Origin of the sequence: Corynebacterium axilliensis (assembly GCF_046097495.1) — a bacterium.
Classification (GTDB): domain Bacteria; phylum Actinomycetota; class Actinomycetes; order Mycobacteriales; family Mycobacteriaceae; genus Corynebacterium.
Map to the genome: position 1 here is coordinate 2,635,132 of NZ_CP175768.1, position 11,924 is coordinate 2,647,055.

An 11,924-nucleotide genomic window follows, 5' to 3' on the forward strand; every position below is an offset into this window, starting at 1 on the left:
TTAAAGATTCTGGGGCCTTATTTGATCGAAGCGTCACCGGGCGCGACGCTGGGGAATGACGCTGGCGTGCGGCGCCGCGCTGCGGTGCCGCAGGGGAGTTAGGAGAGGGCGGAGAGGGCGACGTCATGAAGCTTGCCGTTGGAGGCAAGCGCTGAGCCGCCGTGGGGCCCATCTTCACCGCGAACGTTGGTGAAGCGGCCACCGGCCTCGGTGACGAGGAGCGCCGGAGCGGCCAAGTCCCACAAGGAGACCTCGGGCTCGGCAGCGATGTCGACGGCGCCCTCGGCCACGAGGCAGTAATTCCAGAAGTCGCCGTAGCCGCGCAGACGCCAAACCTTGTCCGTCAAGGACACGAAAGCATCGCGGTTTGAGCCCCAACCGGACAAGGAACTCATAGCAAGGGAGGCATCCGCCACGTCGGAGACCTCGGAGACGCGTAGGCGCTTGGGTTCCCCGCCGAAGACGCGGTAGGCGCCGCCCCCCTTGGCCGCATACCAGCGGCGGCGCAGGGCCGGGGCAGAAATGACGGAAACCACCGGCTCGCCGTCCTCCAGTAGTGAGATCAGCGTGGCCCAGACGGGGACGCCGCGCACGAAATTCTTCGTGCCATCGATAGGATCGATGACCCACTGGCGGCCCTCGAAGCAGGCCTCGCCGCCGAATTCTTCGCCCAGAACTTCATCGCGCGGGCGCGAGCGTTTCAGCGCCTCGCGGATGGCCTTTTCGCAGGCCAGGTCGGCGTCGCATACCGGAGTCATGTCCGGCTTCTCCTTGACGGACAGATCTGCTGCCTCAAAGCGGTGCATCGTGATGGCATCCGCATGCCCGGCCATCTCCAAGGCCAAGCCGAGGTCTTCTTTGTACTTACCCACGGAGCCATTCCTCCATCTGATCAACTACCTGTTTATTGCCCGCGATACACCATTCCACACCGCCGGCTTCAACCTTGCGCGCCGCGCCGCCTGCCGCGAGCACCAGCGCTTGGCCCGGATACCAATCCCAATCCTTCACGGAATGCTGCATCCATGCTCCCCACGTGCCATCCGCCACGCAGGAGAGGTCCACGGACCCTGCGCCTAGCATGCGCACGGTGGCAAAGTGCGGGGCCACCTTCTCCCAAGCGGAGGCGATGGCGGGATCCGTGATGGAGGTGGGGTGCAGGTACGTCGACAAGCACAGCTTGTCGGCGGGGGCGTCGGTGAGCTTGGTGACGTCCTTGCCATCCAGGCTGGTGGGGAAGTCACGGCCACCAAACCACGTGTAGCCCATGGCGGGGCGGTGGACGGCGCCGAGGATGACTCCTTCAGCGTCGACAAGCGCGAGCGCAGAGCACCAGTAATCGGCGCCCGAGGCGAAGTTGTAGGTGCCATCGACGGGATCGATGACCCAGGTCCGGCCGGAGGCCGAGTCGCGGTTGGCGCCCTCCTCGCCCACGATGCCGTCCTCGCCGCGCAGGGCTTCGAGCACGCCGGCGACGAAACGCTCGGCGGCGAAGTCCGCGTCGGTGACGACATCGGAGACGGAGGTCTTTTGCTCTACGTCGACACCCTGCTCGCGCAGGCGCCAGGCCAGGCGGCCTGCGTTATAGACAAGGGCCTGTGCTAGGTGGGCATCGGTATCGTCCGCGTGGGCGACGATGAAGGTTTTGATGATGGCATCGATCATCTCGGTGAGGCTTGGCTGGTCACTCATGCCGCCTATTGTCGCGCTAAACGCGGCCGATGGCTAATCAGAGGGCAAGAATTTGTAGAATAGGGGGCTATGCGTCCGGAACATACTGCACGACTCGAGGAACTTAGCGCCACCCTGACCTCCATCGAGAAGGTGATGGACCCGGAAGCGGTGGCGGAGCACGTGCGCGAGCTGGAGGCCCAGGCGGGAGACCCAACGCTGTGGGACGACCCCGACCACGCGCAGAAGGTGACCTCGGCGCTCTCCGCGGAGCAGGCCAAGCTGCGCAAGCTGTCCTCCCTGCGCGGGCGGATTGAGGATTTGCCCGTCATGGCGGAGCTGGCGGAGGAAGAAGGGGACGAGGCCTCGAAGGAGCTGGTAGCCACTGAGCTAGAGGAGCTCGGGGCAGCCATCGAATCGCTCGAGGTCACCACCATGCTCTCCGGCGAGTATGACGAGCGTGAAGCGGTGATCAACATTCGCTCCGGCGCCGGCGGCGTGGACGCCGCCGACTGGGCGGAGATGCTCATGCGCATGTACACCCGCTGGGCGGAAAAGAACGGGCACAAGGTGGATGTGTACGACATCTCCTACGCCGAAGAGGCCGGCATCAAGTCCGCCACCTTCGTGGTGCATGGGGACTACATGTACGGCCAGCTTTCCGTGGAGCAGGGAGCGCACCGCCTGGTGCGCATCAGCCCCTTCGACAACCAGGGCCGCCGCCAGACCTCGTTTGCGGAGGTGGAGGTCCTGCCGGTGGTGGAGCAGACGGACTCCATCGAGGTGCCGGACTCGGAGGTTCGCGTGGATGTCTACCGCTCCTCCGGCCCGGGTGGTCAGTCCGTGAACACCACGGACTCCGCGGTGCGCCTGACGCACATCCCGACGGGCATCGTGGTGACCTGCCAGAACGAGAAGTCCCAGATCCAGAACAAGGCGTCTGCCATGCGCGTGCTGCAGGCCAAGCTGTTGGAGCGCAAGCGCCAGGAGGAGCGCGCGGAGCTCGACGCGCTGGGCGCGGGCGGCAACGCTTCCTGGGGCAACCAGATGCGCTCCTACGTGTTGCACCCGTACCAGATGGTTAAGGATCTGCGGACGAATTACGAGGTCGGTGACCCGTCCAAGGTGCTTGACGGCGACATTGACGGCTTCCTGGAGGCGGGAATCCGTTGGCGGATGGCGGAGCAGCAGGCCTAGGCGCGCGCAACGTTTGTTGCTAGTGTTGCTTGAGTGATCACTTTTGAGAATGTGTCCAAGGTCTACGAGACATCGACCAGACCGGCGCTCGATAACGTCTCCTTCGAGATAACGGACGGTGAATTCGTCTTCGTCATCGGCCCGTCTGGCTCCGGCAAGTCCACTTTCCTGCAGCTCATGGTGCGTGAAACCAACGTATCTTCGGGCAATATCTACTTCGGGGATATGCACGTCAACGCGCTCAAGGGCCGCCAGATTAACCAGCTGCGCCAGTCCATCGGCTACGTGTTCCAGGACTTCCGCCTCCTGCCCAAGCTCAACGTCTACGACAACGTGGCGTTTGCGCTACAGGTCATTGGCAAGAAGAAGTCCCGCATTGCCAAGCAGGTCCCGGAGGTGCTCGACATGGTGGGCCTCGGTGCTAAGCAGCACCGCATGCCGCACGAGCTGTCCGGCGGTGAGCAGCAGCGTGTAGCGGTCGCCCGTGCCTTTGTGAACCGCCCGAAGCTGCTGCTTGCCGACGAACCCACGGGCAACCTCGATCCCGCCACCGCCGCGGAGATCATGTCCTTGCTCACCAAGATCAACCGCCGCGGAACCACCGTGGTGATGTCGACGCACAACGCGCGCGCTGTGAACGAGGCGCGTCAGCGCGTCATCGAGCTGCACAACGGCACCCTGGTGCGCGACGAGGCAAACGCGGTCTACGGGGAGGCGATCTAAATGAACCTGGGATTTGTTTTCCGCGAGGCCATCAAGGGCCTGGGGCGCAACATCACGATGACCATCGCCATGGTGATCACCACCGCCATCTCGGTGGCGCTGGTGGTCGCCGGCATCCTGGTCACGCAGATGACCAACGACACCAAGGACATCTACCTGGAGCAGGTGGAGGTCATGGTGCAGCTCAATGAGCAAATTTCTGCCGACGACCCGGAGTGCCAGGACCCGGCCTGTGCCGATTTGCAGAAGAAGCTTGAGTCGGACGACGCCATCGAGTCGGTGACCTACCGCAACCGCGCGGAGTCCTACGAGCGCTTCGTGGAGCTTTTCAAGGAGACCGATCCGGTCATGGTGGAGGAGACGTCCAAGGACGCGCTGCCCGCGGCCTTCCACGTGCGCCTTAAGGACCCGACGGACACCGCGCCTATCGACGCCGTGGCGGACAACCCCGCCGTCTCCGACATCATCGACCAGCAGGAGGACGTGCGCAGCGCCGCCGGCAACCTCGACGCCATCCGCAACGCCACCTTCATTCTCGCGGCAGTCATGGCCGTGGCCGCCATCATGCTCATTGCCAACATGGTGCAGATCGCCGCCTTCCAGCGGCAGCGAGAGACGGCGATTATGCGCATGGTAGGTGCCTCTCGCTGGATTACCCACGCGCCGTTCATCCTGGAAGCCGTCCTCGGTGCCCTGGGTGGTGTGGTGCTGGCCGGCGTGGGAATGTTGTTGGGCAAAAATCTGGTTGTGGACCCGGCGCTGAGCGGGCTCTACCAGCGCCAGCTGCTGGCCCCGATCACCTCCGGGGACCTGTGGACGGTCCTGCCTATCGTCGGCATCGTGGCGCTACTCTTCGCCGCGCTGACCGCGCAGGTCACCATGCGCGCCTACGTGCGGACCTAGGATCCGCTGCCACTCCGGCCGCGCAGCGCCTGGGGGCGCCTACGGGGGCGGCGGACCGGATGTGGCTTTTGCCTGGCCGTGGCGTAACATAGTTCGAATTATGGCGAAGAAGGCAAAGAAGAAAAAAGGGGCAGTGGCCGATAACAACTCGACCCTGGCCACTAACCGACGTGCCCGCCACGACTACACCATCCTCGATACTGTCGAATGCGGCATGGTGCTCGTGGGCACCGAAATTAAGTCGATGCGCGAAGGCAAGATTTCCCTGACGGATGCCTTCGCCACCATCGACGACGGCGAGGTCTACATCCGCAACCTCCATATCCCGGAGTACTCCCAGGGAACGTGGACGAACCATTCGCCCAAGCGCACCCGCAAGCTGCTGCTGCACCGCCGCGAGATTGACAAGCTCATGGGCCAGGTGCGTGACGGCAACAAGACGCTGATCCCGCTCAAGGTTTACCTCAAGAACGGCCGCGCCAAGTGCGAGCTGGGGCTGGCCAAGGGTAAGCAGGATTACGACAAGCGCGAGGACATCAAGCGCCGCGATCAAAACCGCGATATCACCCGTGAGCTGGGCCGCCGCGTGAAGGGGATCAACGCCTAGCCATTGTGCGTCTAGCCTGGGTGCCATGATTTACACGGCAAAGGTACATGACGTTATTCACGGCGATGAGGAGCTGCGTGGGGACGCGGTGCTCGTCGATAAGCTCTGGCCCCGCGGCGTGGCCAAGCACCGCCTCGACTACGACCACTGGTTCAAGCACGTGGCCCCCAGCGTGGAGCTGCGGAAGTGGTGGGGGCACGACCCGGATAGCTTTGAGGAGTTTTCGCGGCGCTACCGCGCGGAGCTGGATGAGAACGACCACGCGGAGCTGGAGCAGTTGCGCCAGTGTGCCGCCGACGATGATGTCACCCTCCTCTTCGCCGCCAAGGACAGAGAAATTAACCACGCCGTCGTGCTGAAGGCGTGGCTGGAGGAGAATTAGGCGAAGAGCCCCCAAATAGTCGCGCCGACGGCGATGAGACCGGTGACGACCACGAAGTAGTTGCTCACGCGCCCGCGGAACTGCGCCAGGGCGTCGATGCGATGGATGGCGTACATCGGCAGCAGGTAGAGAATCGATGCGATGAACGGCCCGCCGATGGCCTCGATAAGGCCCAGGATCGAGGGGTCAATAGTGGCCACCACCCAGGCGGAGACGAAGATGATGCCATGCATGATGGAGTTGACCTGCTTCTCCGTGAGCTTCTTCGTGGCCTTCGGCGCCACGGTGCGCAGGAGGAAGTTGCCGCCCTCGGTCGCACCCAGCACGTGGCCGAAGTAGGAGGAGATGATGGCGATCATCGCGATGATGGGGGACAAAAAGGCCAGCACCGGAACACCCGTGACGTTGGCCAGGTAGGACAACACCGGCAGATTCTGCTCGCGGGCTTCAGCCAAGCCATCCGCACCGAGGGTTAGCGTGCAGGACCACACGAAGAACATGGTGAATACAGTGAGCAGAATGGCGGTCAGCGCCAGCGCGCGCGAGGCGTTTTTGGAGCTCTTTTCACGGCCGTGCGCGGCCACCATGGCCAGGGAGAACTGGGAGATGGCGGGGGAGTGGTTAAAGGAGAAGACCAGCACCGGAATGATGAGTGCCACGGCACCCACCACGCGCCAGTCGTTGTTGCCGACCTCCATGAAGGAGGAGAAGTCCCAGCGCGGGATGAGGTAGATGGACAGCGCTCCCAAGCAGAAGATGAGCGGGTAGACCAAGAACTGCGTGACGGCCAGGACCATGCGCTGGCCAAACGTAAAGACGACGGTCATGATGCCGACAAGCAGGAAGGACAGCAGCGGTCGGGGCACAGACGGCCCATGCAGCTGGTTGACAATAAAGCTGTCCACCGTGTTGGTGATGGAAACGCCATAGATGAGCACGATGGGGAAGATGGCGCAGAAATACACCACCGAAATGACAAGTCCTGCGGTCTTGCCAAAGTAGTCCGTGACCACGGCGGTGATGTCCTCACCCTGGTGCGGGGAGGCGCAAATCATGCGGGCCAGACCACGGTGGGAGAAGTACGTCATCGGCCCGATGAGGATGGTGGCCACGAGCAACGGCCAGAAACCGAAACTGCCGGCGTTGATGGGGAGGAACAGGATGCCGGCGCCCACGGCGGTGCCGAAAAGGGAAATAGCCCATTCAGTGTTGCTGGCTTGCTTGCCCGCGGACGCAGTGCCGTGCTTCTCGACGGTCGAACTCACTTCGCTACCTTTACTACCTTGAGGAGTGTGACTTGCACAGCTTAGCAATGAACGATTTGGCGCCGATCACAAGTGCAGCTTTATGAATTATCCAAGCCTGCCCAGGCCGGATAAGACAGGGTGGAAGGAGGGGGACGCTTCTTGCGGGAATAGGCCGCGGTGCAGTAGCCTTATACGAACCGTAGAGAGACCTCGAAGTCTTGCGAGTCTTTCTGCGTCGCTTTCACAGCGATGTGCAGTCACGGTGACGTGAATCAAGGGGTCGACTTGGTTTCGACTTCGTACATTGAGCCAGGGGAAGCGTGCCGGTGCAGGCTAGAGACCACCGTTAAGCGTCGTAGCAACCAATAAACGCAGAGAAGAACTCTCAGCGTGACTACGCCCTCGCTGCCTAATTACAGCGACGCGTGTCTGTCAGCCTAGGTTTGGTTCCTGACCTAGATCCTGGCATCGACTAGGGAACTTGCCTGACCGGTTTGTTGTTCGGCCGGTTGGGGACTTCTAGAGCAACTGGGCCCATCATCCGGAGCGTGTTTGCCCGAGCCGGAGGGCCGAGTAGAGATCCTGTGCAGACTGCGCACGGAGAAGCCCTGGCGAGGTGACGAAGGACCCGGGTTCAATTCCCGGCGGCTCCACCAAATATCAAGAAACCCGCTGGTCAGAACGGCCAGCGGGTTTCTTGTTCGAAGGGTTGGCCCTGCCGCTGGCGCTGGCGGTGCTAACGACAGTCGCGATGAGCGGCAGGCCGCAGCAGAGCAGCAACGGAAGCGCGCAGCATGCCAGTAGGAGCAGCCCGGTCCCTGCGGCGACGATGGGACCGGCGCGCCGTTCGTCGCGGTCGTGATCGGCGCTCATCGTCTGGACCTCTTCCGGATGAGATCTCCCCGATTGCATGCGTTGCCGTTCATGCGCAGCACGAGAGCAGTGACGGGTCGGTGGTGAAGGACTTCGCGGCGATCCGGATGCCTTCGGTCATGGTCAGGTAGGGGGCCCAGGCGTCGGCGACTTCGGCGATGGTCTTGCCGAGCACGTGGACGCCTGCGGCGGCGAGTTCCCCGGCGTCCTTGGCGACGGCGGTGAGGCCGAGGATCTCGCTCGTATCGGCGTTCACGACGATCTCTGATGAACCCGCGGGTGTCGCGGTTGATCACCGCCCGGGGCACATACTCCAGGGGCAGCACGCGGCAGTCGCAGCGGATCCCCGCGGCGACGACCTCCTTCTCGGTCATCCCGACCGCGCCGATCGCCGGTCCGGTGAACGTCACCCGCGGCAGATGGGAGTAGTCGACGGACCGGTCGGCTTCGGCGAACGCGTTCTCGGCGACGAGGGTGCCGTGGCGGGCCGCGACGTAGACGAACTCCGGGTGCCCGGTCACGTCGCCCGCGGCCCAGATCCGCGGGTTCGACGACTGCAGATGGTCGGAGACGACCACCTCGCCGGAGTCCCCGGTCTTCACCCCGACCGCATCGAGGTTCAAGCCGTCGGTGACGGGACGGCGTCCGAGGGCGACGAGCACCTGGTCGGCGCGGAACTCCTGCGAGCCGCCGGACACGTCCGCGGTAACCACGACCTGCCCGGTCGCCGCGTCCCGGGACACCCGGGTCGGCACCGCGCGGCGGACCACCCGGATGCCCTCGTCGGCGAACACCTCCTGCAGTGTCCGGGACACCTCCGGCTCCTCCTTCGACGCGAGCCGGGACCGCACCAGCACGGTGACCTGGGAGCCGAGGCGGGCGAACAGCTGCGCCTGCTCCAGGGCGACGTAGCCGCCGCCGAGCACCAGCATCGACTCGGGGACCTCGGTCAGGTCCATCGCCGTGGTCGAGGTCAGGTACCCGGCCTCGTCCAGGCCGTCGATTGGCGGAGCCCACGGCCGCGCACCGGTGGCGACCAGGTAGTGCTCGGCCTCGATCGTCTCGACCGCTCCGTCTGCGGCGGTGACCTCCAACACCGGCGCGTCCGGGGTGCCCGCGAACCCGGCGTCTCCCCGCCGGACGTGCCACCCGTATGAATCGGCGACGTCGGCGTACTTCTCGCCCCGCATCGTCTCGACCAACGCCTGCTTCCCGGCGATCAGCGCGGGCATGTCCACTGGGCCTGCCGTCGTCGCGATCCCCGGGAACCGGTCGGCGGCGTCGGCGGCGACGTGCCGTGCATCGGCGGCGGCGATGAGGGCCTTCGACGGCACGCAGCCCGTGTTCACGCAGGTGCCGCCGAGCGTGCCACGCTCGATCATCACCACCGACTTCCCGAGCATGGTCGCGCGAATCGCGGCGGCGAACGCTCCGCCGCCCGATCCGATGATGGCGAGATCGTACTTCGTAGGCATCGCTGCTCCCGTCAAGGCTTGGACTTCTGTTCCGTTTCAGCCATACTAGACCTTCCAGTGCAGGGGAAGGTCAAGCGTGGCCCCTGCCGAATGATCGGAGGCCGCAATGCGCATCGGAGAACTCGCCGAACGCGCGGGCACCACCTCGAAGACGCTTCGGTTCTACGAAGAGCAGGGACTGCTGCCCCCGGCCGACCGGACGCCATCCGGGTACCGCGACTACGCGCCCGACGCCGTCGCCCGGATCGACTTCGTTCACCGTGGCCAGGCCGCAGGCCTCACCCTCGCCCAGATCCGCCAAATCCTCGACATCCGCGACAGCGGCCACGCGCCCTGCGAGCACGTGCGAGACCTCCTCGACGCGCGCCTGGCCGAGATCGAGCAGCAGATCGCCCAGCTCACCGCCCTGCACGGCACCATCGCCGACCTCCGGCACGACGCCGCGCACCCGGACCCCGACACATGCAGCCCAGACCAGGTCTGCCGGTACCTGTAGAGGGACGCGGACCGAGAAAACGAGAGCCATAACACGAACATGCGCTAGCGCATATCGATCACGCCAGTGCCCACCTCAATGTTCTTGGTGGTGGCGGCCACTGCGCCGAGCAGCGGCATCGGGGCTGAGGCTTGCGGTACGAAGTGGTGGACGCGGAAAGACGCGTTGTTCACACCGATCTCATCTGCTGCCTGGGCGATTTCCAGATGGATCTTTGCCTGTCTCTGTCATCCTCGGCGTGGTGGGTGCAGCCGTCTTCGTCGTCCTGATTGTGAGGTCCACGAAATGAGTCTCAGTCTGTCCCTCCCGGCGTCGTCCAGCGCCCGCCCACCCACGTCTCGTCGGCGCGGCGTGGGCAGCTTTCAATCCGCCGCCGCGGCACGGAAGTACTGGATTATCCTGGGGGTTCTTGTGGCCGTCGGCGTCGCGTTTGCATTCGGGCTGTTGGCTTACGACAACCCCATGGACTTCGGCACCCACAAGTGGTGGCTCATTGCCAAGCGCCGCGCCGATGCGGTTACGGCGATGGCGATTGTGGCGGTCTGCCAAGCGGTAGCCACAGTGGCCTTCCACACCGTGACCAATAACCGCATTCTTACCCCGTCCATCATGGGCTTTGAGTCCCTGTACGTGGCAATCAATACCGCCACCGTCTTCTTCGTCGGCGCGGCTGGGCTAACGCAGTCCCGCAACATGGGCATGTTCCTCCTCCAACTGGTTCTCATGGTGGGACTGTCCCTGCTTCTGTACTCCTGGCTGTTGACCAGCCGTCGCAACAACATGCACGCCATGCTGCTGGTGGGCATTGTCATCGGCGGCGGCCTCGGATCCGTGGCCACGTTCATGCAGCGCATGCTGACACCTAGCGAATTTGACGTGCTCACCGCGCGCCTCTTCGGCTCGGTGAGCAACGCGGAAACGGCCTACTATCCCATCGCCATCCCCCTCGTCATTGTGGTCACGGTGCTCATGTTCTTGAATTCCCGCCGCCTCAACGTGCTGGCGCTGGGGCGCGACGCCGCCACCAACCTGGGCGTGAGCCACAAGGCGAATGCCATTTACACCCTGATCTTGGTCTCCATCCTCATGGCCACCACCACTGCGCTCGTGGGTCCGATGACCTTCCTGGGATTCTTGGTGGCGACCTTGGCGTACCAGGCGGCGGAAACCTACGACCACCGATTCCTGTTTCCGATGGCCATGGCCACTGCGTTTGCGGTACTGACCAGCGCGTACTTCCTCATGCAGCACGTCTTCTACGCCCAGGGCGTGGTATCCATCATCATCGAGCTGGTGGGTGGCAGCGTCTTCCTCTTTGTCATTCTGCGAAAGGGCAAGCTGTGATCAAGCTTTCCAACGTATCGAAGTCCTACTCCGGCGAGACCCAGATTGGTCCCATCGATCTGGAGATCCCTTCCGGAGGCATTACGGCGCTCATCGGGCCCAACGGTGCCGGTAAGTCCACGATGCTCACCATGATTGGCCGGCTTCTCGACGTCGACGAGGGCACCATCGAGGTCGCCGGCTACGACGTCTCCTCCACGAAGTCCCAGGACCTGGCGAAGATTCTCTCCATCCTGCGTCAGGAGAACCACTTCATCACCAAGCTCACGGTGCGCCAGCTCGTGGGCTTTGGCCGCTTTCCCTATTCGCAGGGCCGCCTGACTGCGGAAGACGAGGACATCGTCTCGCGCTACATCGACTTCTTCCACCTGGGGGAGCTGGAGAACCGCTACCTGGATGAACTCTCTGGCGGGCAGCGCCAGCGGGCGTATGTAGCGATGGTGCTGTGTCAGGAGACGGACTACGTGCTTCTCGACGAACCCCTGAACAACCTCGACATTGCCCACTCCGTGGAGATGATGCGCCACCTGCGCCAGGCCGCGCAGGAATTCGGCCGCACCATCATCATCGTCTTGCACGACATCAACTTTGCCGCTCGCTACGCCGATTACATCTGTGCCGCCAAGGGCGGCGAAATCGTGGCGTTCGGCTCGCCGCACGAGATTATGCGCGATGAGCTTTTGACCCCGATCTTCGAGACGGACATCAAAGTCATCGATGGCCCGGACGGGCTGTTGGCCTGTTATCACTAGAAACCGCTCAAAAATCGCCATGTGAGCCCGCCAAGAAATGTGGGTTTGCCTGGCGATTTGTTGTTTGTTGGGGGTGTGCGTATATTAATTCGAGTCGCCGCGAGGTAGCCGAGAGGTTAACGGGTGGTGACGTTGGACAGCTTGTTCAGCGCCGGTGAGGTCAAAATTTCTTCGTGAGTTTGACTTCGTTTGGTTGGTTGTGTAAGTTAGTCCGAGCCGCCAACGAGAGGTTAACTGTTGGTTAACTGATTGTG

11 protein-coding genes, 1 other RNA gene and 2 pseudogenes are annotated in these 11,924 nt (G+C 63.5%); 9 read left to right on the top strand and 5 right to left on the bottom strand.

The genetic code is table 11. The features are described 5' to 3' along the window. Positions 1–98 precede the first annotated feature (98 nt). Both hisN and ACKFR8_RS12645 read right to left on the bottom strand, forming a co-directional pair. On the bottom strand, positions 99–872 hold the full coding sequence (hisN, locus tag ACKFR8_RS12640) for a histidinol-phosphatase (protein WP_250224757.1): 774 nt from the start codon (positions 870–872) through the stop codon (positions 99–101). After that, positions 865–1,692 carry an inositol monophosphatase family protein gene (locus tag ACKFR8_RS12645; protein ID WP_070524681.1) on the bottom strand — a complete coding sequence of 276 codons (828 nt, stop codon included), beginning with the start codon at positions 1,690–1,692 and terminating at the stop codon, positions 865–867. Before ACKFR8_RS12645 ends, hisN begins: the two co-directional genes overlap by 8 nt. 69 nt (positions 1,693–1,761) lie before the next feature. On the opposite strand from ACKFR8_RS12645, the gene prfB reads away from it, so the two are divergent. From prfB to ACKFR8_RS12670, 5 genes are all read left to right on the top strand, one after another. Continuing rightward, positions 1,762–2,868 (top strand): peptide chain release factor 2, encoded by a 1,107-nt coding sequence (prfB, locus tag ACKFR8_RS12650; protein ID WP_408930233.1) that lies wholly within the window; start codon positions 1,762–1,764, stop codon positions 2,866–2,868. Positions 2,869–2,901: 33 nt separating this feature from the next. Next, positions 2,902–3,591 carry a cell division ATP-binding protein FtsE gene (gene ftsE, locus ACKFR8_RS12655; RefSeq protein WP_408930234.1) on the top strand — a complete coding sequence of 230 codons (690 nt, stop codon included), beginning with the start codon at positions 2,902–2,904 and terminating at the stop codon, positions 3,589–3,591. Further along, positions 3,592–4,494, top strand: coding sequence for a permease-like cell division protein FtsX (gene ftsX, locus ACKFR8_RS12660; protein WP_296134688.1), 903 nt, complete (start codon positions 3,592–3,594; stop codon positions 4,492–4,494). It abuts the gene before it with no gap. A gap of 100 nt (positions 4,495–4,594) precedes the next feature. Next, positions 4,595–5,101, top strand: a complete 507-nt coding sequence (gene smpB, locus ACKFR8_RS12665) for an SsrA-binding protein SmpB (RefSeq protein WP_296134687.1) — start codon at positions 4,595–4,597, stop codon at positions 5,099–5,101. A 25-nt stretch (positions 5,102–5,126) separates the two neighbouring features. After that, entirely contained in the window at positions 5,127–5,483 is a 357-nt protein-coding gene (locus tag ACKFR8_RS12670) for a DUF488 domain-containing protein (RefSeq protein WP_296134686.1), read from the top strand. Here the strand turns inward: ACKFR8_RS12670 and ACKFR8_RS12675 are convergent. Further along, positions 5,480–6,748 (bottom strand): septum formation initiator, encoded by a 1,269-nt coding sequence (locus ACKFR8_RS12675; protein ID WP_296134683.1) that lies wholly within the window; start codon positions 6,746–6,748, stop codon positions 5,480–5,482. The two genes, ACKFR8_RS12670 and ACKFR8_RS12675, sit on opposite strands and share 4 nt — an antisense overlap. Positions 6,749–7,006: 258 nt before the next feature. Between ACKFR8_RS12675 and ssrA the strand changes: the two genes are divergently transcribed. Then, positions 7,007–7,386: a transfer-messenger RNA gene (gene ssrA, locus ACKFR8_RS12680) on the top strand. 266 nt (positions 7,387–7,652) lie between these two features. Here the strand turns inward: ssrA and merA are convergent. Continuing rightward, a pseudogene (gene merA / locus ACKFR8_RS12685) lies at positions 7,653–9,078 on the bottom strand (mercury(II) reductase). A gap of 106 nt (positions 9,079–9,184) precedes the next feature. Between merA and ACKFR8_RS12690 the strand changes: the two are divergent. Then, entirely contained in the window at positions 9,185–9,574 is a 390-nt protein-coding gene (locus ACKFR8_RS12690) for a heavy metal-responsive transcriptional regulator (RefSeq protein ID WP_042529932.1), read from the top strand. A gap of 47 nt (positions 9,575–9,621) precedes the next feature. Here the strand turns inward: ACKFR8_RS12690 and ACKFR8_RS12695 are convergent. Continuing rightward, positions 9,622–9,792, bottom strand: a pseudogene (locus tag ACKFR8_RS12695) (LLM class flavin-dependent oxidoreductase); the annotation flags it as partial. 67 nt (positions 9,793–9,859) lie between these two features. Here ACKFR8_RS12695 and ACKFR8_RS12700 point away from each other — a divergent pair. Further along, a complete protein-coding gene (locus ACKFR8_RS12700; RefSeq protein ID WP_408930235.1) occupies positions 9,860–10,918 on the top strand; it encodes an iron chelate uptake ABC transporter family permease subunit in 1,059 nt (352 codons plus the stop codon). After that, positions 10,915–11,670: an iron ABC transporter ATP-binding protein gene (locus ACKFR8_RS12705; protein WP_306507908.1), complete on the top strand. Its 756-nt coding sequence runs from the start codon at positions 10,915–10,917 to the stop codon at positions 11,668–11,670. The genes ACKFR8_RS12700 and ACKFR8_RS12705 overlap by 4 nt, the downstream gene beginning before the upstream one ends. The last annotated feature ends 254 nt before the right edge of the window (positions 11,671–11,924 follow it).